The sequence below is a fragment of the Trichococcus sp. genome (genome assembly GCF_049589555.1).
Classification (GTDB): Bacteria; Bacillota; Bacilli; order Lactobacillales; family Aerococcaceae; genus Trichococcus.
In genome coordinates, this window is record NZ_JBAWAZ010000165.1 from 1 (window position 1) to 24,048 (window position 24,048).

The 24,048-nt window shown below is 48.6% G+C and carries 15 protein-coding genes, 1 pseudogene and 1 riboswitch; of the genes and pseudogenes, 14 read left to right on the forward strand and 2 right to left on the reverse strand.

The features are described from left to right. The 10 genes from WBV27_RS06610 to WBV27_RS06655 all read left to right on the forward strand — a co-directional run. A partial coding sequence (locus tag WBV27_RS06610) for a sodium:solute symporter family transporter (RefSeq protein WP_424200508.1) occupies positions 1-738 on the forward strand: 738 nt, incomplete at its 5' end. 329 nt (positions 739-1,067) lie between these two features. Next, positions 1,068-2,147, forward strand: coding sequence for an FUSC family protein (locus tag WBV27_RS06615; protein WP_424200510.1), 1,080 nt, complete (start codon positions 1,068-1,070; stop codon positions 2,145-2,147). A 151-nt stretch (positions 2,148-2,298) separates the two neighbouring features. After that, a riboswitch (SAM riboswitch) is annotated at positions 2,299-2,434 on the forward strand. 86 nt (positions 2,435-2,520) lie between these two features. Then, positions 2,521-4,062 (forward strand): aminotransferase class I/II-fold pyridoxal phosphate-dependent enzyme, encoded by a 1,542-nt coding sequence (locus tag WBV27_RS06620; RefSeq protein ID WP_424200512.1) that lies wholly within the window; start codon positions 2,521-2,523, stop codon positions 4,060-4,062. 47 nt (positions 4,063-4,109) lie between these two features. After that, entirely contained in the window at positions 4,110-4,967 is an 858-nt protein-coding gene (gene speB, locus WBV27_RS06625) for an agmatinase (protein ID WP_424200514.1), read from the forward strand. A 374-nt stretch (positions 4,968-5,341) separates the two neighbouring features. Next, positions 5,342-9,886, forward strand: coding sequence for a glutamate synthase large subunit (gltB, locus tag WBV27_RS06630; protein ID WP_424200534.1), 4,545 nt, complete (start codon positions 5,342-5,344; stop codon positions 9,884-9,886). Positions 9,887-9,900: 14 nt separating this feature from the next. Then, positions 9,901-11,382 carry a glutamate synthase subunit beta gene (locus WBV27_RS06635; RefSeq protein ID WP_424200516.1) on the forward strand — a complete coding sequence of 494 codons (1,482 nt, stop codon included), beginning with the start codon at positions 9,901-9,903 and terminating at the stop codon, positions 11,380-11,382. Between the two features lie 315 nt (positions 11,383-11,697). Further along, positions 11,698-13,275: a hypothetical protein gene (locus WBV27_RS06640; RefSeq protein WP_424200518.1), complete on the forward strand. Its 1,578-nt coding sequence runs from the start codon at positions 11,698-11,700 to the stop codon at positions 13,273-13,275. Positions 13,276-13,660: 385 nt separating this feature from the next. Next, entirely contained in the window at positions 13,661-14,629 is a 969-nt protein-coding gene (locus tag WBV27_RS06645) for a tocopherol cyclase family protein (RefSeq protein WP_424200520.1), read from the forward strand. Positions 14,630-14,660: 31 nt separating this feature from the next. Further along, positions 14,661-15,068, forward strand: coding sequence for a secondary thiamine-phosphate synthase enzyme YjbQ (locus tag WBV27_RS06650; RefSeq protein ID WP_086942481.1), 408 nt, complete (start codon positions 14,661-14,663; stop codon positions 15,066-15,068). An 87-nt stretch (positions 15,069-15,155) separates the two neighbouring features. After that, the gene (locus WBV27_RS06655) at positions 15,156-15,779 is read left to right on the forward strand and encodes an NUDIX hydrolase (protein WP_424200522.1); all 624 of its coding nucleotides are present in this window, start codon (positions 15,156-15,158) and stop codon (positions 15,777-15,779) included. 195 nt (positions 15,780-15,974) lie between these two features. Here WBV27_RS06655 and WBV27_RS06660 read toward each other — a convergent pair whose 3' ends face one another. Both WBV27_RS06660 and WBV27_RS06665 read right to left on the reverse strand, forming a co-directional pair. Continuing rightward, complete coding sequence (locus WBV27_RS06660; protein WP_424200524.1) at positions 15,975-16,412, reverse strand: acyl-CoA thioesterase; 438 nt, start codon at positions 16,410-16,412, stop codon at positions 15,975-15,977. 189 nt (positions 16,413-16,601) lie between these two features. Continuing rightward, entirely contained in the window at positions 16,602-20,033 is a 3,432-nt protein-coding gene (locus WBV27_RS06665; RefSeq protein WP_424200526.1) for a pyruvate carboxylase, read from the reverse strand. 455 nt (positions 20,034-20,488) lie between these two features. Between WBV27_RS06665 and gcvT the strand changes: the two genes are divergently transcribed. The 4 genes and pseudogenes from gcvT to WBV27_RS06685 form a co-directional block, all read left to right on the forward strand. Beyond that, entirely contained in the window at positions 20,489-21,604 is a 1,116-nt protein-coding gene (gene gcvT / locus WBV27_RS06670; protein WP_424200528.1) for a glycine cleavage system aminomethyltransferase GcvT, read from the forward strand. Positions 21,605-21,675: 71 nt separating this feature from the next. After that, positions 21,676-22,071 (forward strand): glycine cleavage system protein GcvH, encoded by a 396-nt coding sequence (gene gcvH, locus WBV27_RS06675; RefSeq protein WP_424200530.1) that lies wholly within the window; start codon positions 21,676-21,678, stop codon positions 22,069-22,071. 1 nt (position 22,072) lies between these two features. Next, positions 22,073-23,428: an aminomethyl-transferring glycine dehydrogenase subunit GcvPA gene (gene gcvPA, locus WBV27_RS06680; protein ID WP_424200532.1), complete on the forward strand. Its 1,356-nt coding sequence runs from the start codon at positions 22,073-22,075 to the stop codon at positions 23,426-23,428. Next, positions 23,421-24,048, forward strand: a pseudogene (locus WBV27_RS06685) (aminomethyl-transferring glycine dehydrogenase subunit GcvPB); the annotation flags it as partial. The gene gcvPA and the pseudogene WBV27_RS06685, both read left to right, overlap by 8 nt.

Here is a 24,048-nt window from a genome sequence, read left to right on the forward strand (position 1 = left end):
GGTATGCCGCAAGTGCTGTTGCGCTTTATGGCGATCCGTTCGGCTGATGATATCAAGCAATCACGCCGCATCGGCATCATTTGGGCGACACTTTCATTAGGCGCTGCCGTCCTGATCGGTCTGATCGGACGTTCGATGTTCCCAATGGCGTTGACGACTGCTTCAACTTCGGAAACGATTTTTATCGAAATGGCGACATTATTGTTCCCGCCGCTATTGGCCGGAATCGTCATGTCAGGCATTTTGGCGGCGACGATCAGTTCTGCGGATTCTTATCTGCTGATCGCCGCAAGTGCTTTTTCGAAAAATATCTATAAAGGCGTTTTGCGCAAGGATGCTTCCGATAATCAAGTCATGGCGATGACGCGGATGATCTTGATTGTATTGGCGATCCTGGGAATCATCATCGCTTTGGATGAGAACTCCGTCATCTTCACGATCGTATCCTTCGCGTGGGCGGGCTTCGGTGCGACCTTCGGACCATTGATGCTGTTCTCCTTATTCTGGAAAAAAACAACGCGTCAAGGCGCTATCGCCGGTATGTTGACAGGCGGAATCGCTGTTTTCATCTGGAAACTTCTGATCAAACCGATCGGCGGCGTATTCGGCATCTACGAACTGTTGCCGGCATTCATCCTTTCCTGCGTGGCAATCGTGATTTTCTCCTTGATCGGGGAAAAACCGTCCGCTGCGATGGAAGAGGAATTCGAAATGGTGAAAAGCCAGTCGAAAGCCTAAGTAAAACATGTGAAAAAATCAGTGGGCTGTCTCTTAGAGGCAGCCTTTTCGAGTTATCCCAGAGGTGGAATCTCGGATGTTTCGAAAAGTTGTCACAAATTTGGTGCGGATGGTCCTGTTATTTGTGATAAGCTGAAACAGGGACGTTAGGGAAATTTTATGTAAACAAAAGTCATTTTCAACAAGGCGAGTGGAAGTGACGCTCGAAATATAAATGGGACAGGATTAGAGCAGCGTTTATTTTACATAAGGCTGTTTTTTGTTTGGGCAATTTTGAAAGAATCAATAGAATAAGGGAGTGGTTAACTATCAAAGGACATATCAAAGAGATGCTTCACATCAAACAAACGGACGATACATTTACGCGGGTGATCGGTTCAGGGCTGAGTACAGCGGTTCCGTTGATCATCGGGCTGATGGCGGGGAATATGCGCATCGGGACATTCGGGGCTTTGGGGGCATTCGCCTTCCTTTCTTTCCAGCCGTTTGCGCCGACGAAGCTGGCGACACGCATCCTGAAAGCTGGGCTTGCCATCATGGCTGGGTTCTTGGCAGGGGCGCTCTCCACCTTCGTTCCCTGGATGATACCGATCACGATCAGTCTGGTCAGCCTGATCGGATTCCTGGTCGTGCGTATGCTGCATATCCCGAATCCAGGCGCCTTCTTCGTCATCATGGTGACATCCATGGGTGCGGGCGTGAGTTTGGACATACCGGGCATTCTTCAAGCGGTCTCCTTCGTGGGCATCGGGGTTGCGGCATCCATCGTCTGGGCGGTATTGGCGGTCATCTTCAACAACCGTGTGCTGAACCGACCTTACCGGAACGACACCCGGAGTTACCGGGAGCACCTTTATGATGCAGTCGAAAATGATTCTGAATTGTTGCTGTCTTCGGTGCATCATGCGGGCATCCTGTTCCTTGCGACCTATCTGGCGCATTCCTTGGGCATAGGCAACTTTTATTGGGTTGCCGTGTCATGTGCGGCCGTCCTTCAGGGGCGTGAACTGAAGGTCATTTTTCATCGGCATGTGCAGCGGATAGTCGGCGGGATGGTGGGTTTGGGCATCGGAATATTTCTTTTCAGTTTGCATTTCAGCAATGTGGAAACGGTCGTTGTGCTGCTCATTTTGAACTTTTTTGTGGAGTATGCGATGGTGCGCAATTACGGCTTGGCGAACTTTTTTACGAATCCGTTGGCTTTGCTGCTTTCCAACCTGTCGAGCAGCGCGTTCGAAATGGATTTGATCGGATTCCGCTTCTACGGATTGGTGCTGGGCAGCATCGTCGGCTTTGCCGGGGCCGCATTGATTTCATTCGCCATGGGCATGTACCAGAAGGAACTGAAATTGGCCCATAAGTACCATAGGCATCAGGAAACACCTTCACGAACGGATGAAAAGCTCTAGGGTGGTGGATTCGCCGAGTTTATGAATATTCATAAACAAATGTCAAAACATCGTTCGGGAAAATCGTTTGAAAAAAAATATAAATTTATGTCCAAAATCATTGACATATACAGCATATTTGTATAGAATTTAGCTTGCATAAATTGAATATCTCTTATTAATAGCCGTTGAGACGAGGGGTCGAAGATACGGTGGCAAACCAATCAATCTAATTTTTTTTCAGTACAGATTGATATTGGGTGCCCAACCTGAGCGTAGGATTATCCAAGTCCTATGAGCAATAAGAGGAAAAGCAGCTGATAGATATCGAAGCTTTCCTTTGGTTGGAGAGCTTTTTTTATGCCCATTTTTTATATCAAAGGGGGAAATCTATTTGGCTGAAAAGGTTTTATTCAATTCAGACACTTATTTGGAAGGTCATTCTGATAAAATTACTTACCAAATTTCTAACGTTAAAGCAAAAAATATTACACATATCAAAATGCCGCTTTTCGAAGCGCTTGTTAAATATGCGAAACAGGACGTTACGCCTTTCGATGTCCCTGGACATAAAATGGGTGCGCAGATGACGCCATTTAAAATGGCAGTCGGTGATATGACGATGCAGATGGATGTCAACTCCATGAAAGAATTGGACTTGTTGAGCCATCCGCAATCCGTCATAAAAGAAGCACAGGAATTGGCTGCAAAAGCATACAATGCCGATCAAGCCTTTTTCTTGGTGAACGGCACGACAGTTGGCATCCAAGCGATGATCATGAGCGTTGTGGGACCGAACGATACAATCTTGGTTCCCCGCAACTGCCATAAATCAGTAATGAACGGGTTGATCCTGAGCGGCGCAAAGCCGATCTTCATCCAGCCCGAAATGGATTTGGCCTTCGGAATTTCCCATGGCATCTCCGTGGAACGCATCATCAAAGGCTTGGATGAAAATCCTAAAGCAAAAGCTCTTTTGGTCACTTATCCGACTTATTTCGGTTCTTTGAATGATTTGGAAACGATCTGTGATATCGCGCACGAACGCGGTGTTGTGGTCATCGTCGACAGTGCGCACGGAGCGCATTTGCCGTTCATGCCCGGAAAAATGAAGGATCCGATGAAAGCCGGAGCCGATGCGGTGACTTATTCCATGCACAAAACCGGCGGATCCTTGACGCAAAGTTCCTTGATGGTGATGCAAGGGGATCGCATTTCCGCTACAAAATTACAAAAAGTGCTGAACATGCTGCAATCGACCAGTGCGAATTACTTGTTGATGAGCTCCATCGATGCTGCACGCAGCGAATTGGCGATGTACGGCAAAGACCGCTACAAAAAACTGCGCCCGATCGTCAGCGAAGCGATTGAAGCGATCGAAGTATTCGGTGACTATGAAGTATTGAAATCCGACTACATCAAAGATAAATTCTACCAAACTTATGACTGGACTAAATTAGTGATCCGTGTCAATGATATCGGCCTGACCGGCTTCGAAGTCTACACGATTATGAAGGAAGAATATGGCATTCAATTGGAACTGGCTGAAGGCTACGTCGTGATGGCAGTCATCAGCACAGCAGATACGCGCGAATCGATCGGAAGACTGGTTGATGCCTTGATGGATGTCCGCAGACGCTACAAAAAAGAAAGCCAACATTTCGATGCGCACGTGATGACTTGCAGCATCAACGAATTGGCTTGCAGCCCGCGCGACGCCTTTTATGCCGACAATGAAGTTGTCAGCATCGACGACGCGATCGGCCGCATCAGTGCCGACTCGATCATGATCTACCCGCCAGGAATTCCGTTGATCATCCCTGGTGAAGTGATTTCTGAGGCAGTCGTGCAGCATTACCACTACTACAATGAAACCTTAGGCAACGTCCTGACTGAGGAAAAAATGCCTCATCAGATCAAAGTCCTGAAAGACTAATTAATCGAATCAAGAACAAATAGCATACAGTTGGAGGACGGCAGAAAGTGAAAAATAACATGAACATCCAGACCTTTATTGGCTGCGAATCTTCATTTGAAGAAGCATCTACCGTATTATTCGGGATCCCATTCGACGGAACAACCAGTTTCCGGCCAGGCACGCGTTTTGCCATGCAGGCGATCCGCCAAGATTCATTCGGCTTGGAAAGTTATTCCCCTTATTTGGATCGTGATCTGGAAGAAGAAACCATCCATGATGGCGGAGATCTGGATCTGCCTTTCGGCAACACAGAGCGCGTATTGAGCGATATTGCAACCTATACAAAAGAAGTATTGGACAATGGCAAGAAATTTCTGATGGTCGGCGGCGAGCACCTCGTGAGCCTGCCTACCATCGAGGCTGCCTATGAAAAATACCCAGATCTGCATGTCATCCATATCGATGCCCACACAGATCTGCGTGAAGACTACATGGGAGAATCCTTGTCGCATGCTTCAGTCATCCGCCGCTGCTTCGACTTCCTGGGTGATGGCCGCATTTTCCAATTCGGCATCCGTTCCGGTTTGAAGGAAGAGTTCGAATGGGCGAAAGAGCACACTTATATGGAGAAATTTACCATCGATACGCTGCCGCAGATTGTGCAGCAATTGAAGGATGTTCCCGTTTATGTGACAATTGATCTGGATGTATTGGACCCAGGCACTTTCCCTGGAACAGGCACACCTGAGCCAGGCGGCATCACCTACAAGGAATTGTTGGCGGGTATCGCTGCACTGCAGGACTTGAACCAGATCGTTTCAGCCGACGTCGTGGAGCTTTCTCCGCAATACGATCCTTCAGGCGCTTCGACTGCTATGGCCTGCAAGACTGTCAGAGAAATGCTTTTGACGCTTACTAAATAGTACAAAATCAATTACCCGACCTTCAAAATAATCAAGGTCGGGTATTTTTTAATAAAAATCAGCTATTTTCTATCAGAATGTCATGATGAAGGCATCTTGCATTAAAAAGTAATGAAAACGGTAATTGTTTACATGGTGATGTTATGAAATCTATCACAAGTTAGTCACCGGTATTCATGTTGTATAATTGTGTTATATCAAATGTTTTTTCCAAAGTTAATATTGTTACTATCAACAAAAAGATGCAACTAATTGTGAAAAAATGAATGAAAATGGATTGTATTTAAATTAGAGTTTGATTATAATATCAGAATAACATAATAGAAAGTAGGGACGCCGAAATGAATAGTTACACTCCTCCACAAAAACAAGGAATGTATGATCCCGCCTACGAGCATGATGCATGCGGTATGGGATTTGTCGTTGATATCAATGGAAATGGCTCTTATAAATTAGTCTCTGATGCGTTGGATTTATTGGAAAACATGGAGCATAGGGGTGCTTCCGGCGCTGATGCCAAAACAGGTGACGGAGCAGGTATCATGGTGCAGATTCCTCATCATTTTTTCAGCAGGGAGTGCGACGTCCTGGGAATCCATTTGCCTAAAAAAGGCGATTATGGAGTAGGGATGCTCTTTGCCCACAAATATGAAGATCTACGTCACGAACAAATGAGAATGGTGGAAGAGATTATCACTTCCGAAGGTCAAAAAGTGTTGGGTTGGCGTGAGGTTCCGATCGACAGCTCCGAAATCGGTGTGACTGCAAAAGCAGCCATCCCGCGTTTCATCCAGGTATTTGTCGGAAAAGGAAACCCTGAAATGACTGAAATGGATTTCGAACGCAAATTGTTCGTCATCCGTAAATTATCCGAAAAACAAATCGTACCGATGAGCGAAAAAAGGGGCGGCTCGTTCTATTTTGCCAGCTTCTCTTCGAAAACGATCGTCTACAAAGGGATGTTGACTGCAGAACAATTGCGCAGCTTCTATCTTGATCTGACGGATTTGGACTTCACATCCGCTTTGGCGATGGTCCATTCCCGTTTCAGTACGAATACCTTCCCGAGCTGGGAAAGAGCCCATCCAAACCGCTACTTGATCCACAATGGCGAAATCAACACGATCCGCGGAAACATCAACTGGATGCGCGCCCGTCAAGGCAGCATGTCCCAGGATTTGTTGGATGCCAGCGAAAAAATCTATCCGATCGTCGACGAAACAGGGAGTGACTCTTCCCAGTTCGACAACAATCTGGAATTCTTGTATCTGAACGGCCGCTCATTGCCGGAAGCTGTCATGATGATGGTTCCTGAACCTTGGGAAAAGAACAAAACAATGTCGAAATCCAAAAAAGATTTCTATAACTTCAACAACTTCCTGATGGAACCATGGGATGGCCCTGCAGCAATGGGCTTCACGGATGGCGAAATCGTCGGAGCTGTGTTGGACAGAAACGGTTTGCGTCCGTCGCGTTACTATGTGACGAAGGATGACCGCGTAATCCTTTCATCCGAAGTGGGTGTCGTGAATGTGCGTCCGGAAGATGTAGCCTATAAAGGCCGTCTAGAGCCAGGCAAGATGCTGTTGATCGATACGAAGCAAAAACGTATCATCTCGGATGAAGAAATCAAAGAAACTGTAGCTGCTAAACAACCTTACGGAGAATGGGCTGAGAAGCACATTTCCAAAATGAAGGACTTTGCGCCAGCTCCGTTGACTGCAACGGTTGAGCCTGAAGAATTGCTGCACCAACAGAAAGCTTTCGGTTATACGTTCGAGGACATCCAGTTATTGATCAAACCGATGGCCGTCACAGGTGGCGATTCTGTCGGAGCGATGGGGATCGATTCTCCGTTGGCAGTCTTATCAGACAAACCACAGATGTTGTATCTGTACTTCAAACAGTTATTTGCGCAAGTTACGAACCCTCCGATTGATGGGATCCGCGAGGAAATCGTTACTTCCGATACGATGCTTGTCGGAAATTGCGGTAACCTTTTAGATCCGGACAATGCGGACACGCATGCCATCTACTTGGATAGCCCGATTTTGACGGATTCTGAATTAGCGAAAATCAAAGCGTTGCAGGACGATAAATTCAAAACAGCCACTCTTTCCCTTCTTTACCGCGTCGAAGAAGATGCAAAAGGGATGGAAAAAGCTTTGGAACGCCTTTTCAGTGCAGCGGACAAAGCCATTGCTTCAGGCGCCAACATTTTGGTCCTTTCCGACCGTGGTGTGAACGCTGAATGGGCAGCCATTCCGGCTTTATTGGCTGTTTCCGGTCTGCACCACCATTTGATCCGCGAAGAAACACGCACAAGCGTAGGTCTTGTGCTGGAATCTGGTGAACCAAGAGAAGTGCATCATTACTGTACATTAGTAGGATATGGCTGTAACGCGGTCAATCCTTACTTGACTTATGCGACCATCCGCGAACTTGCTGAAGAAGGCTTGTTGGACGGACTGGATGCTGAGGCAGCGGAAGCGAACTATATCCACGCAGCTGTCCATGGTATGTCCAAAGTATTGACAAAAATGGGTATTTCAACGATGCGCAGTTATCATGGCGCACAAATTTTTGAAGCATTGGGAGTCAACAGCGAAGTTGTCGCTAAATACTTCACAGGCACGCCTACCCGCATCGAAGGTATCGGTCTGCAGGAAATTGCGACAGAAAACAGAATGCGTCATGACAGTGCCTATAAAGCTACAGCGCCTTACAGCGAAACGCTGGGAGTAGGCGGTCATTTCCAATACTCGGCCATGGGTGAAGAACACTTGTACAATCCGAGCACGATCTACCGACTGCAGCAAGCGACTCGCCAAGGGGACTATGAGCAATACAAAGAGTTCTCTCGCGAAATCAATGCTGATACGAAGGCGTACACACTGCGTCAACTGATGCAATTCAAGCCAAACGCTCAAGACGCGATTCCGATCGAAGAAGTCGAATCGGCTGAAAACATCGTGAAACGCTTCAAGACCGGAGCGATGTCTTACGGTTCAATCAGTATCGAAGCGCACCAAACCTTAGCAATCGCTATGAACCGTCTCGGCGGTATGAGTAACTCTGGTGAGGGTGGAGAAGATCCGAGCCGTTATGAGTTGGATGAAAATGGAGATTCCCGCAACAGTGCCATCAAGCAAGTCGCTTCCGGACGTTTCGGCGTAACGAGCCACTACTTGGTGAACGCGAAGGAAATTCAGATCAAGATGGCCCAAGGTGCAAAACCGGGTGAAGGCGGACAATTGCCAGGACCGAAAGTGTATCCTGAAATCGCCAAAACACGTGGATCCATCGCGGGTGTAGGCCTGATTTCACCGCCTCCGCATCACGACATCTATTCCATCGAAGATTTGAAAGAATTGATCTTCGACTTGAAAAATGCCAACCGCAATGCGCGCATCAACGTGAAATTGGTTTCTGAAGCCGGCGTTGGTACGATTGCAGCAGGTGTTGCGAAAGCAAATGCCGATACGATCCTGATCAGCGGGTATGACGGCGGTACAGGTGCAGCACCAAGAACCAGCATTCGTAATACCGGCTTGCCGTGGGAACTGGGCTTGGCTGAAGCACACCAAACATTAGTGTTGAACAAATTGCGTGACCGTGTCCGCGTCGAAACGGATGGTAAATTATTGACTGGTCGCGATGTTGCGATCGCCTGTATGTTGGGAGCTGAAGAATTCGGCTTTGCGACAACACCGCTAGTGGCTATCGGCTGCATCATGATGCGTGTCTGCCACCTGAACACATGTCCAGTGGGTATCGCTACGCAAGATGAAACGTTGCGCAAGAACTTCCAAGGCAAACCGGAATACGTCGTGAACTTCATGATGTTCGTTGCCGAAGAATTGCGTGAAATCATGGCTAAATTAGGCTTCCGCACGATCAATGAAATGGTTGGACGCAGCGACAAGCTGAAGATGAAAGAAAATGTCAAGCATTGGAAAGCGAAGACAGTCGATCTGTCCAGCGTATTGTACCAACCATATGCAGCACCGAATGTCGGCAGATACAACATGACGGAGCAAGACCATGAATTAGAGAAAACATTGGATATGCGTCGTCTGTTGAGAATCGTGAAACCGGCAATCGACTCTAAGAAACGCATCGTAGCGAAATCAGCTATCCAGAACATCGACCGCGTTGTCGGAACCATCATCGGCAGCGAAATATCGAAAAAATATGGTGCTGAAGGCTTGCCTGAAGATACGATCCAATTGACCTTCGTGGGCTCGGCAGGACAAAGTTTCGGCGCATTCATTCCGAAAGGGATGACATTGACGCTGGAAGGCGATTCGAATGACTACATCGGTAAAGGCTTGTCCGGTGGTAAAATCATCGTACGCGTACCGAATGAGGCTACATTCGCACCTGAAGAAAACATCATCACAGGTAACGTCGCTTTCTATGGCGCAACCAGTGGTAAAGCATACATCAACGGAATCGCCGGAGAACGTTTCTGCGTCCGTAACAGTGGCGTGGATACTGTCGTTGAAGGAATCGGCGATCACGGTTGTGAGTACATGACTGGCGGAACGGTTCTGATCATCGGAAAAACCGGTCGTAACTTCGCTGCCGGGATGTCGGGCGGGGTAGCTTATATCCTTGATTTCGACGAAAACAACCTGAACATGGAAATGGTCAGCGCAACGACAGATTTGAATGACACAGAGCATGACACAATCAAGCGCATGCTGCAGGAGCATATGATCTTTACGGGAAGTCCAAAAGCGCAAAATATCTTGGCTAACTGGGATCAAATGAAATCCCGCTTCACTAAGGTCATCTCCAACGACTACAAGTTCATACTGGAAAACATCGAAATAGCGAACCAGATGGGCATCACCGGTCAAGACGCAATGCGTTATGCCTTTGATGAGCGCTACAAACCAGTTGTGACAAACTAAGGAGGAGGGATAAGATGGGAAAAATTACTGGATTTAAGGAATATAGCCGTTCCAATTATGAAAAGATTTCTCCGGAAGTCCGCATCAAAAATTGGGGCGAGATGCGTGAAGAAACATCAGAAGAAAAAATCCGGACCCAAGCGGCCCGTTGTATGAGCTGTGGCATTCCGTTCTGTTCAGCAGGCATCATGTTGCCGAACGGGGCGTCCGGTTGCCCTCTGCACAATCTCATCCCCGAGTGGAATGACATGGTGTATCGCGGTCAATGGAAAGAAGCTTACGAACGTTTATCCTTGACCAATCCGTTTCCGGAATTTACAGGACGTGTCTGTCCTGCTCCTTGTGAAGGGTCTTGTACAGTGGGACTTATCGGTGAACCTGTAACAATCAGCAGCATCGAATACGAAATCATCGAACATGCTTTCCAGAACGGTTGGGTAAAACCGGCTAAAGCTCCGGCTACCGGCAAACGCGTTGCGGTTGTCGGCTCCGGTCCTGCCGGCCTTGCGACTGCGCACTACTTGACTTCTGTCGGCCATGCGGTCACAGTCTTCGAAAGAAGCGACCGTCCGGGTGGTTTGTTGATGTACGGTATCCCGAACATGAAATTGGACAAGGATATCATCCAAAGAAGACTGGACATCCTGGAAGAAGCTGGCGTGACATTTGTCTGCAACACCGAAATCGGCAAAGACATCACAGCCCAGGAATTGGTTAATACCTATGATGCAGTCGTTCTTTGCGGCGGCGCAACCCGCGCGCGCGGCATCAATGTCGAAGGCAATGACGCAAAAGGCGTGCACATGGCTATGGACTTCCTGACTGCAAACACACAAAATATCCTTGCAGGTGAACCGCAGGAAAGCAAAATCACTGCCAAAGACAAACACGTTATCGTAATCGGTGGTGGGGATACCGGTACCGACTGCGTCGGTACATCCATCCGTCACGGCGCGAAGAGCGTGCATCAATTCGAGATCATGCCGCAAGCTCCGGACAAACGTGACTCAGACACTAACCCTTGGCCAGAATGGCCTAAAAAGCTGAAAACGGACTACGGCCAAGAAGAAGCGATCTACTTGACCGGCTCCGATCCGCGCAACTACGAGATCAACACGACGAAAGTCGAAAAGAATGAGGCAGGCGAAGTTAAGGCTGTCCATACTGTACAGATCGAGTGGAAACGTGATGCGTTAGGCAGAATGAATCCAGTACCCGTCGAAGGAACCGAAAAAGTCTGGAAAGCGGACTTAGTCTTGCTGGCGATGGGCTTCACCGGTCCTGAAGATACGATTCCGGATGAACTAGCTTTGAAACGCGATCTGCGCAGCAATATCCAAGCCACAGAGACCGACTACAAAACTAACGTGGAAAAAGTCTTTACATGCGGCGACATGCGCCGTGGACAAAGCTTAGTCGTGTGGGCTTTGCAAGAAGGAAAACTAGCCGCAGGCGAAGTGGACCGTTTCTTGTCAGGCGATACTGACATCTACTAATTCAGTTTAAAAAACCGAAGCAGCGGCCATTCGCTGCTTCGGTTTTTTTGTGCCGCGGCAACATTGAGTGCCCACCTCCGGCGAGCCTCCGCCTGGCCGGAGCAGCCGCCCATCCCGGAGTGCCGTCCTCCGGTGAACCCGCATTTCCCGCATTCTCCCGGATCACCGATCAAGAGTCCCAATCTGTTCTGACAGCCAAAATAATCCCATATATTGAAATTCGAAATATAACTCAAAAAAATGGTATAATACTAGCATCAAATCCTTAAGTGATTTATCAAGGAAGATTCACAGGAAAAGAAAGGGTGCAGAGTTGTGAAAAATTGGAAAAGTGTGGCGATTGCCTATGGTCTACCCGCAGTCGTTCTTTTAGGATATTGGTATTCGGCATTGACCCCAGTGTCGATCCAGTCGCCGGAGTTTTGGACGAATATGTTTTTGTATTTGGTCGCAAGTGCGGCCTTGATGAACATCTTGGATCGGGCGAAAGCCGATAAGGTCAACAAAGTTTCCGGAGCCATCATCGGAATCAGTATTGTCTTCATAATCGGAGGGATGCTTTTTGGCTCCCAAATTTTCAGGGCCAAGGATTACGCCAGCCTGATTACGCATACGGAAGGCAATTTTGAGGAGGACCTGACCATCACAGATCCTTCGCAGATCCCGACGATCGACCGTGATATGGCGGAGCGTCTGGGAAGCCGTAAGCTTGGTGAAGTCCTCAACTTGGTTTCGCAATTCGACGTCAGCACGGAATATACACAGATCGCTTATAAAGGCGATTCGGTGCGCGTTTCGCCATTGGAATACGTCAGCTTTTTCCGTTGGTTGAACAACCGAGCAGATGGCATTCCGCATTATGTGACCGTCGATATGGTAACGGGAGATTCTGAATTGGTGAATCTGGAAAAGAATATCCATTATTCCCATTCCGGCTATTTCGGTGATGACATCACACGCCATATCTTTTTCAACTATCCGACCGTGATGTTCGAAAATCCGGTCTTTGAATTGGATGAAGAGGGCAATCCGTATTACATCGCGCCTATCGTTGAAAAGAAATTCAGCTTCATGGGGCCTAAGGAAGTCGTCGGCGTTTTCGTCGTGGATGCTTCCTCCGGTGACATCACGCGCTATAGTGTTGCCGATGTGCCTGATTGGGTAGATCGCGTGTTCCCAGCGAATATGGTGATGACGCAGATCAATTACAACGGGCAATACCAAGGCGGATACCTGAACAGTGTCATCAGCAAGAAGGGTGTCATCCAAAATGCGGATGGCTACAACTACATCGTGCTGAATGATGATCTGTATCTGTACACCGGTTTGACTTCCGTAGCGGCGGATGAATCGAATATCGGTTTTGTGCTGGTCAATTCAAGGACCAAGGAATCGAAACGCTACAACATCAGCACAGCGACCGAATGGAGCGCCATGGAGAGCGCGCAGGGGTCGGTGCAGGAAAAAGGCTATATCAGCACATTCCCGCTTTTGTTCAACATGGAAAACAAGCCGGTCTATCAATTGTCCTTGAAGGATGATGCCGGATTGATCAAAATGTACGCCTTTGTGAATGCGACGAACTATCAGAAAGTCGGGACCGGCAATTCCTTGGCTGCTGCTTGGAACGCTTATACCGGCGGCGTCGTTTCCACAACAACCGATGAGGAAGAAGAAGCCGTCGAGACCGAAACCATCAGCGGTGCCATCACTGCCATGGAATCAGTCGTCATCGACGGCGAAACGACTTATTACTTCACGCTGGAAGGCGATGCAGAAACCATCTATATCGCTAAGGTGTCAATCGACAAGCAGTTGCCGTTCATCAAAGCCGGCGACAGCGTGACGATAGAAGTGGACGGCGCTCGCGTCGTATCCATCATCAAACAGTAAGAACAATTTGGAAGAAGGGTCTGCCTCACATCGGAGGCGGGCTCTTTTTTTGTTGTTCGGTTGCTGGTGACTGCGAGGGTGCTCTGCCGGAGGAGGAAAGCCAAAAAGATCATCACCTCCGACCACGGCGGCTTCGCCGAAGTACAGCCGTCCGCAACGCAGTCTCCTCCGGCGAACAACCGCTCGTCGGAGGAGAGCTGTCTGGCGCAATGCTGACCTCCGATGAGGGCACTCTCATCGGAGATGACATTCAAAAAAACAACCATTGGCTAAACAGCCGGATAAAACGAAAAAATGACTTCCCCGCAAATGCAAAAAATTGACGGAACAAGGGGAGTTGTTGCATAGTAAAGATAAGAATGCATGCGAAAGGAAGCGCTGCGCCATGGCAAACAAAGTGACCCATCCGATTCTGTTTCAAGGCGACCTGCAAAAGAAAGAACCCTATTTTGAAGGGTGGTATTTCAAAAGTGTTTCGGCTGATGAAAAGACCGTCCTCAGTTTGATTCCGGGAATATCCCTGACCGATGAAGATCCGCATTGTTTTATCCAATATTCCTATGTCCACGTCGGAGAAGCGCATGAAAAAGAGCTGCGCACCGGCTACATCCGCTATCCATTGTCTGCGTTTCAATACAACCAAATGCCATTTGTGCTGAAAGTCGGCAACAGCGTCTTTTCGGAAACGCTCGTCAGTGTGCACCTTGAAGAGGATGATTTCCGGATAGAAGGCATCCTGAAGCTGGGGCCTTTCCAAACGATCAAACGGACACCGCTCTCCCCGTCCATTATGGGTTTCTTCGCCTACATCCCGAACATGGAATGCTACCACGGCGTCATCAGCATGAATCACGCCATCGACGGAACGGTTGCAATCGGAACCAAGACCCGTGATTTTACGGGCGGCAAAGGCTACCTCGAAAAGGATTGGGGAACGTCTTTTCCGGAAGAGTATGTCTGGATCCAGTGCAATCATTTCCGGGACGAGGGTACCAGCCTCTTCTTCTCGGTGGCGAAAATCCCTTTCCGGGGTTCCTCGTTCGAAGGCTTCATCTGCAATTTTATCGTGGATGGAGAGGAATACCGATTTGCGACCTATAACCGCAGCAAATTCACTTTGGGCCTGTTGACCGATGACCGGATCGAAATCGAAGTGTCCCATGCCTCCGCATCCCTTACCATCTGTGCGGAAGTGCTCCACGGCGGGGCTTTGCTGGCGCCGACCGAGCAGGGGATGAACAAGATCGTCAAAGAAGGACTTTCCGGCATCGTCACAGTCGACTTCACCGACAATAAGACCGGCAAAAATTATCACGACGTCGGGAATGTGGCCGGCATCGAAGTAGTGCGCTAAACGTTTGTAGAGCGGAAGGGAGGAAAGGGAAATGAGCCAAAATCTGTTTACCTATCGCATCCAAACAAGCGGCAAACAGTCGTTGACTAACATCGATGTCTATCTCGAAGATGCTTTGGCAAAAAGCGGCGTGAAGGATGGCATCATGGTCGTCTTCTGTCCGCACACGACAGCCGCCATCACGATCAATGAAAACGCCGATCCGGATGTTCAGAAGGACCTGAATTGGGGTTATACTGACACGTTTCCTAACAAGGGGAGCTACAGGCACGTCGAAGGCAATTCCGATGCCCACATCAAGTCTTCCTTGACAGGCGTCAGCGAAACGATCATCTTGACGGAAGGAAAGATGCTGTTGGGGACTTGGCAAAGCATATACTTCTGGGATTATGATGGCCCGCGCAACCGCAAATTCCACGTGAAGATCATCGCCGGATAGGTTTAAAAAATGGCCCGAGCATATTGTTTCGAATTCGAGATAATAGCGTGTATAATATAAGAAAAACAAGCGGTAGGTGAGGACACGATGCTGGAGGATATCAAAAAAATATTGGCGGAACACGAACCCGAGCCGATCGGGGAACAGCGCTACTTCTCCGTCCTGCTCCCTTTGATCAGGGTGGACGGGGCGCTTCATGTGCTTTATGAAGTGCGGGGCGAGCATATCTCCCAACCAGGGGATACCTCATTCCCGGGCGGCGCTGTGGAGCCGGGAGAAAGCTTTGAAGAAACGGCGATCCGCGAAACAATGGAAGAGTTGAACCTAAAAAGGGACAATATCACGATTTTGGGGGAAATGGACTATATCATGAATGAGCGTGCAATCATCCACTGCTACGTCGGGGAAATCGTCGGCGTTTACAAGGATGATATCCGCTTCAATAAGGAAGTTCAGGAAATTTTCACGGTGCCGCTTCAGTATTTCATGGAAAACCGGCCGACTTACTACTCTTCGACGGTCCGGCTGGAGCACCCGGATGATTTCCCGTTCGAACTGATTCCGAACGGCAGGGACTACAAATTCAGGATCGGCGTCCATAGCGTCCCGTTCTACCATCTGGAGACCCATCGACTCTGGGGATTCACCGCGAACCTGACCGACCGCTTCGTGAGCATATTGGAACAAAATGAAAATCAGAGCGCAGAATAAAAAAGCATGAGCCCATTCATTTGAGGGCTCATGCTTTTTGCGATAGATAAAGACACCGTGCGGGCATGTTCTGGTGATGAGTACATAGGCGCATCCGAAACAGGTTTAACCCTTAAAGGCCGCTTTTACGAAGCTGAGAGGCTATTTGGTGCTTGTGTCAGATATTTTTACTGGTGGCTGCCTAAAAACACCTGATCAAACGCTGAAAACATGATCCCGATACTTTTCGAAGCTGTCGTGCACATTTGGTTGGACTTTCTTCAATGTAACAGGTCGGCCAGTCTCGTTCAGGAAGCAATGCTTGCTTTTGCCGGTCGTGCGCAACTCGCCAGTTGCGACATCGATGACACGGTAGGATAGGCCTAATTTCACGCCACTGTAAGAATCGATTTCGGTCAGGACATAGACGGAATCCCCGAAGCGGACCATCGTTTTGTAATGCGCTTCGACGGAAAGGACCGGACTGATGATGCCGACCTCTTCCAATTTCGCGTATTTCGCGCCGATCTGGTCAAGGAAGTCCACGCGGGCTTCCTCAAACCAACGGATGTAATTGGAGTGGTGGATGATCTTCATCTGGTCCGTTTCGTAGTATTGGGCGACGTGGATATAAGGTTTTAATTCATTTTCCAAAAAAATTTCCCTCCTTGCGACAGCTTATTGCGGATAAGAAAGAGCTATCCCGGAATGAGCTGTCTTTCTTCTTGCTAAAAGGTCACTGGTTGTCCGATTCATTGTTGTTATCGGACATTTACTGATATGACTCTGGGGAAAGCGGCACGAAAGGGAGGTCTCCTTTGGAGCCTCCCCTTCTTGTGCTTATTATTTTGCTTCGATCTCGATCAAGAGGTCTCCGGCTTCGATCTGATCGCCGTCGATGACGTAAATCTGATCGACGACACCGTTGATTGTGGAACGGATCATCGTTTCCATCTTCATCGCTTCGGTGATCACGACTGGATCGCCTTGCGAAACGCGGTCGCCGCGTTTGACGAGAACTTCCAGCACAGAACCCGGCATTGTTGCGCCAACGTGCTCTTTGTTGGTAGGTTCCGCTTTTTTGCGGATCGCTTTCGTGCTGGTGATGGACATGTCTTTGACTTCAATTTCACGGCCTTGGCCATTCAGGTCGAAGTAAAGGATGCGCATCCCGTCCGAATCAGGTTCACCGATCGAGTTCAGTTTGATGATCAAGGTTTTTCCTTTTTCGATCTGAACTTCGATCTGCTCGCCCATACGCATGCCGTGGAAGAAAGTAGGGGTGTCAAGTTTTGTGACATCACCGAACTTATCGTAGACTGCGATGTAATCCAGGAAGATTTGCGGGTACATCAGGTAGCTGATGACGTCTTCATCGCTGGCTGTGCGTTGGATTTTTTCCTCCAACTCGGCTTTCAAAGCAACGAAGTCGATCGGCTCACGCAGGCTGCCAGGTCTTACAGTGATGGCTTGTTTGCCTTTCAGGATGATTTCCTGCAATCTTTCAGGGAATCCGCCGGTAGGTTGACCTAAGTCGCCTTTGAAGAAGCTGATGACGGATTCAGGGAAGTCGATGGTATCGCCTTTTGCGTAGACATCTTCTTCATTCAGTTTGTTTTGGACCATGAAGAGGGCCATATCGCCGACAACTTTTGAGGATGGTGTCACTTTCACGATGTCGCCGAACATTTTGTTCACGTCAGCGTACATTTCTTTGACTTTATCCCACTCGTCGTTCAAGCCAACAGCATTCGCCTGTTGTTGCAGGTTCGTGTATTGTCCGCCCGGCATTTGGTGGTCGTAGACTTCTGTTGAAGTCGTTTGGATGCCGCCTTCGAATTCTTCGTAGTAGTCACGGATATCTTCCCAATAACGGTTGATTTTGTGCACGTTATGGATGTTGATGTCCGGCTCGTGCTCAGAACCTTCCAATGCATAGTACAAGCTGCTCATGCTCGGTTGGCTGGTCGTACCGCTCATGGCACTCATGGCCACGTCCACGATGTCGACGCCGGCTTTGATCGCTTCTGAGTACGTGTAGATGCCGTTTCCGCTTGTGTCATGCGTATGCAGATGGATCGGCAGATCGACAGTATCCTTCAACTCGCTGATCAGACGGTAAGCCGCTTGCGGTTTCAAAAGACCTGCCATATCCTTGATCGCGATGATGTGTGCGCCCAGTGATTCAAGCTCTTTTGCCATCTCTTTGTAGTATTGGATCGTGTACTTCGTTTGTGTCGGATCATTGATATCGCCTGTGTAGCAAATGGCTGCTTCAGCGATCTTATCGTTGTCGCGTACATACTGGATACTTCTTTCCATTTGCTTCGTCCAGTTCAAGCTGTCGAAGATACGGAAGACGTCGATCCCGTTTTTAGCGGCAAGTCTGATGAACTCTTCCAAACCGTTGTCCGGATAGTTTTGGTATCCGACTGCATTCGATCCGCGGAACAGCATCTGCAATAAAGTATCCGGCATTTGCGAGCGCAGTTTCTTCAATCGTTTCCAAGGATCTTCGCTCAGGAAGCGGTAGGCAACGTCGAAGGTTGCGCCTCCCCACATTTCGGAAGAGAACAATTGCGGAATTGCTGCTTGCGTTTCGGCTGCGATGGCTTGCATCTCGTTTGTGCGGATACGGGTAGCCAACAAACTTTGGTGCGCGTCACGGAAAGTCGTATCCGTCAAGAGCACACGGTTTTGGTCTTTGATCCATTGGCTGACGGCTGCAGGGCCTTTTTCATCCAAAATGTTTTTGGCAGTGATGATTTTTTGTTCCGGAACGATAATATCAGTCGGGATTCTAGGCTTATCATAGAATTTCTTGTGGCCTTTTTGGATGCCCGGGAAGCCGTTGACGGTAATGTTTCCGATGTACTGCATCGTTTTGTTACCACGGTCGCGCGTTTTAGGGAATTCGAACAGTTCCGGCGTCGTATCGATGAAAGTTGTTTTCGCATCGCCTGACACAAAGATCGGGTGCGTAATGACGTTGAACATGAACGGAATGTTCGTTTTAACGCCACGGATACGGAATTCGATCAGGGAACGTTCCATTTTGCGGACAGCTTGATCGAATGTCGAAGCGTGCACGCATAATTTAACCAATAAAGAGTCGAAGAACGGTGTTACGACCGTACCTTGGAATCCGTTACCAGCATCCAAACGGATTCCGAAGCCGCCTGGAGAACGGTAAGTATTGATTTTTCCGGTATCAGGGAAGAAGTTGTTCAACGGATCTTCCGTCGTGATACGGCATTGGATAGCAGCACCGATCAACGGAATATTTGCCTGTTGCGGGATCCCGATTTCTTTGTGCAGATCTTGACCTTGCGCGATCAAGATCTGTGATTGCACGATATCGATTCCTGTAATCAATTCAGTGATTGTGTGCTCAACTTGGACACGCGGATTCACTTCGATGAAGTAGAATTGATCGCCTTCCAAAAGGAATTCAACAGTTCCAGCATTCACGTAGCCAACGTGTTTCATCAATTGAAGAGCAGCGTTACAGATTTCATGGCGGACTTCATCCGACATGGAAACGCAAGGGGCCACTTCGACAACTTTTTGATGGCGGCGTTGCACGGAGCAGTCGCGCTCGTAAAGGTGAACGATGTTGCCATGCTCATCCCCTAAAATCTGGATTTCGATGTGTTTAGGATCCTGGATGTATTTTTCGACATAAATTTCATCGCTTCCGAATGCGGCCAAAGCTTCACTACGGGCTCTTTCGAACCCTTCGCGGGCTTCTTGCTCGTTGAAGGCCATACGCATGCCGCGTCCGCCGCCGCCTAAAGCCGCTTTGATCATGATCGGGTAGTTGTAGGTTTCCGCAAACTCGATGACTTCGTCGATGTTTGCGACGGGGCCGTCCGAACCAGGAATTGACTGGATGCCGGCTTCCACAGCGGCAACTTTTGCTTTGATTTTATCGCCAAAAATGTCCAGATGTTCTAAAGAAGGGCCGATGAATTTGATGCCTTCTTCTTGGCAACGTCTAGCGAAGTCGATATTTTCAGATAAGAAACCATATCCAGGATGAATGCCGTCTGCACCGGATTCTTTAGCGATGCGGATCAGGTCTTCGATGTCCAGATAGGCGTCGATAGGCTTTTTGCCTTTTCCGACCAAATAGGCTTCATCTGCTTTAAAACGGTGCACAGAACCTTCATCCTCTTGCGCGTAAACGCCAACAGTAGGGATTTTCAGTTCAGTCAGTGCACGAAATACACGTATCGCGATTTCGCCGCGATTTGCAACCAAAACTTTTTTCAATATTTCCACCTCGCCAGTTTTATTAAATTCAGAAACATTTCTTATACAATGATTAAAAATGATTCGTGATTTCCGCCAAAGATGAAAATTTGGCGAGAGAAATCAATTATATCTTTTTAATTATTCATTTTACACATTATTCTGCTTGTTTACAACTACCTTTTTAAGAATCTGTTAATAATTGAGTGAAATGTCGTTTTTTGATCTAAAACCGAACGAATGAAAAAGATAACCCGCATAACGTAAGCATATATTTCGTAATCTAAAATAAACCGTGCTATTATGAGAATTGTTTTGCGTTTAATGCGAACAATCTTTCGTGAGAGTGTTTTGCCCGTTCTCTATGCTAAAATAGATAACAAAGGGAAGTGAAACGGTTACACGTTAATGTGACGGAAAGCCGAAAAGCAGTCGTAAAAAATGCGGAATCCAGGAAAGAAAAGGGGGATTTGTACGTGAGTGAACCAAAGATAGGCAAACGCACGCCATTATTTGATTATTATAAAGCGAACGGCGTGAAGCTGATCGATTTCGGTGGATGGGAGATGCCGATCCAATTTTCCGGTATCCTTGCCGAACATGAGGCTGTCCGTGAACGCGCGGGGCTTTTCGATTGTTCGCATATGGGAGAAATCGAAATATCCGGAAATGAAGCGGAAAGCTACCTGAACAAGCTGCTGACAAATGATGTCAGCGTCATGAAAGTAGGGCAAGCCCAATACAACATCATGTGTTATCCGGATGGCGGGGCAGTGGATGATGTCGTCCTTTTCAAAATGGCTGACGAGCGCTACCTGTTGGTCTGCAATGCATCCAATACGGATAAAGTCTATGCGTGGATGCAAGAGAACAATGGATCGGAAGCGATCCTCAAAAATATTTCCAACAGCATCGGGTTGCTAGCCCTGCAAGGACCGGAAGCCATCAAAATCCTGAAGGAACTGACGGATGCCAATTTGGATGCCATCGGAAATTACCATTTCATCGAGGATCAGAAAGTGGCGGGCATTCCGCATGTCCTGATTTCAAGGACAGGCTATACTGGTGAAGACGGCTTTGAATTGTATCTGGCGGGTGAAAAGACCGCGCTATTGTGGGAAAAACTGTTGGCAGCCGGGGAAGCCTACGGTGTGTTGCCTTGCGGACTCGGTTCCCGGGACACGCTTCGTCTGGAGGCGGGGATGCCGCTCTACGGGCATGAATTGTCGAAGGAAATCACGCCTTTGGCAGCCGGTCTGGGATTTGTAGTCAAAACAAATAAAGTCAGCGATTTTATCGGCAAAGAGGCCTTGGCGGCAATCCGCGAGAATGGATTAACCGAAAAAATCGTCGGTTTCGAAGCCATCGAAAGAGGAATCCCACGCGAAGGCTACAAAGTCTTTTCGTTGGACGGGTCAGAAATCGGGATCGTCACTTCCGGTACGCAGTCTCCGACTTTGAAGAAAAGCATCGGGATGGCTTTGGTGCAGTCGGAAGCGGCTGCCATCGGCACAGAAATCCAGATCGAAATACGCAACAAACGCATCCAAGCGACAATCATTCCCAAACCCTTCTACAAAAGAACTAAATAAAGAAACAAATAAGCACTCATAACTAATGAAAAAAACAATAAACCAGCGCACTGCGCGGAAGGATGATCATAATGGCAGACCACAAAAATTTTTATTACACAAAAGAGCACGAATGGGTAGAAAAAATCACGGATGAAACGGTACGCATCGGCATCACGGAACATGCGGCTGAACAATTGGGCGACATCGTGTTCGTTGATTTCGTGGCCGATCTGGAAGCGGAATTGGCAAAAGGGGACGAAGCTGTGACAGTCGAATCCGTAAAATCCGTCTCGGAAGTGTATGCGCCGGTTTCCGGAACGGTGATCAAGCAAAATGAGGCTTTGGCTGATGCACCTGAAACCGTCAATGCAGAAGCTTTTGCAGGCGGTTGGATGTACGAAATGCGCTTGAGCGATGCCAGCGAATTGGATGAGTTGTTGAGCTACGACGAATACGAAGCTTTCGTGGCCGAGGAGGAAGCATAAGATGACTGAGGAGCAATTCCGTTATTTACCGGATACAGCCGAAGACGAAAAAGAAATGCTGGCTGTCATCGGGGTTGAGAGCATGGAGAACCTGTTTACGGATATCCCTGAAGGAATCCGACTGAAGGAAGAACTGGCGATTCCGGCTGCAGTCTCTGAATCCGAACTTTTGAAACAAATGAAGTCTATGGCCGAAAAAAACGTCAGCGCCGGTCAGATGCCGATTTTCATGGGCGCCGGCACCTACGATCATTACATACCGAGCGTGGTCGATGCAGTGATTTCGCGCTCCGAATTCTATACAGCCTATACGCCTTATCAAGCGGAAGCCAGTCAAGGGGAGCTGCAGGCGATTTTCGAATTCCAATCGATGATCAGCGAATTGACCGGAATGGAAGCGACAAACTCTTCCTTATATGATGGGTTCGCTTCTTTGAGCGAAGCAGTCGGTTTGGCAGCGGCAGTCACGAAGCGGAACGAAATTGTGCTTTCACAGGCGGTCCATCCGAACGCCCGTGCAGTCGTCCATGCTGCAGCAAAGGGCCGCGGACTGGATGTCATCGAAGTGTTGACGGAGAAGGATGTCACCAACTTCAATGTGACGCGATGCTTGACGACGCCGGATACCGCTGCGATCGTTGTCCAGTATCCGAATTTCTTCGGATCGGTCGAAGATTTGGCTGTCGTCAAAAAGATCGCCGAAGACAAAGGCGCACTGTTGATTGTGATGGCCAATCCGTTGGCGCTGGGGATCCTCGAAGCACCCGGTAAACTGGGTGCGGATATCGTTGTCGGCGACACGCAGCCTTTTGGTTTGCCAATGTCATTCGGCGGCCCGCACTGCGGTTACTTCTCCGTGAATCAAAAGCATATCCGCAAAGTTCCCGGCAGAATCGTCGGCGAAACCGTGGATGCCGATGGAGAACGCGCTTTTGTCCTGACGCTCCAAAGCAGGGAGCAGCATATCCGACGTGAAAAAGCGACTTCCTACATGAGTTCGAACCAAGCCTTGAATGCCTTGGCCTCCGCCGTCTGCATGGCGGCTCTCGGGAAGCAGGGCGTCCAGGAAATGGCGCAGCTGAACGTCAACAAAGCGGCTTATTTTGCGCAGGCTTTGCAGGATAAAGGCTTCGCGATCCTGAACCAATCGCCGTTCTTCAACGAATTCGTCATCGATCTGCCTTCCCCGGCCGAAGAAGCGAACCGCGCTCTGCTGGAGGCGGGCATCATCGGCGGCTATAGCTTGGCGGAGACTTATCATAAACCGAATCAGCTGTTGGTTTGTGCCACCGAAAAACGCACGAAGGAAGAAATCGACCGATTCATTGCGGTATTGGAGGGTATGAACCATGCGTAAAACGAAATATGTGATCTTTGAATTAAGCCGTCCGGGTCGCGTCGGCTACAGCCTGCCGAAGAGCGATGTCCCGAAAACGGACTTCAAGGCCAAACTTCCCGAGCACCTTGTCCGCAAACAGCCGGCCGAACTGCCTGAAATCAGTGAACTGCAGCTGATGCGCCATTATACCAACCTTTCCCAGGATAATTTCGGCGTGGAAAACGGCTTTTATCCGTTGGGATCCTGCACAATGAAATACAACCCGAAAATCAATGAAGTGACCGCCCGTTTGGACGGTTTCGCCAATATCCATCCTTATCAACCTGTGGAAACCGTGCAAGGTGCGCTACAATTGATGCATGAACTGCAGGAAGATTTGGCAGTCATCACCGGAATGGACGGCGTTTCATTACAACCGGCAGCCGGAGCGCACGGCGAATGGACCGGATTGATGATGGTGCGGGCCTACCATGAAAAGAATGGCGATCTCCAGCGCACGAAAGTTTTCGTTCCGGATAGTGCCCATGGAACCAATCCATCCAGTGCCCATATCGCGGGGTTCGATGTGGTAAGCATCCCATCTACCGCTGAAGGTTTGGTCGATCTTGAGGCATTGCGCAATGCAGTCGATGACCAGA

Excerpts from the sequence above, each read along its gene's own strand:
- gltB (WP_424200534.1), top strand. The coding sequence starts at position 5,342 with ATGTATGATCCCGCCTACGAGCATGATGCATGCGGTATGGGATTTGTC.
- gcvH (WP_424200530.1), top strand. The coding sequence starts at position 21,676 with ATGGCAGACCACAAAAATTTTTATTACACAAAAGAGCACGAATGGGTA.
- WBV27_RS06655 (WP_424200522.1), top strand. The coding sequence starts at position 15,156 with ATGCTGGAGGATATCAAAAAAATATTGGCGGAACACGAACCCGAGCCG.
- WBV27_RS06645 (WP_424200520.1), top strand. The coding sequence starts at position 13,661 with ATGGCAAACAAAGTGACCCATCCGATTCTGTTTCAAGGCGACCTGCAA.
- gcvPA (WP_424200532.1), top strand. The coding sequence starts at position 22,073 with ATGACTGAGGAGCAATTCCGTTATTTACCGGATACAGCCGAAGACGAA.
- WBV27_RS06650 (WP_086942481.1), top strand. The coding sequence starts at position 14,661 with ATGAGCCAAAATCTGTTTACCTATCGCATCCAAACAAGCGGCAAACAG.
- WBV27_RS06615 (WP_424200510.1), top strand. The coding sequence starts at position 1,068 with ATGCTTCACATCAAACAAACGGACGATACATTTACGCGGGTGATCGGT.
- WBV27_RS06635 (WP_424200516.1), top strand. The coding sequence starts at position 9,901 with ATGGGAAAAATTACTGGATTTAAGGAATATAGCCGTTCCAATTATGAA.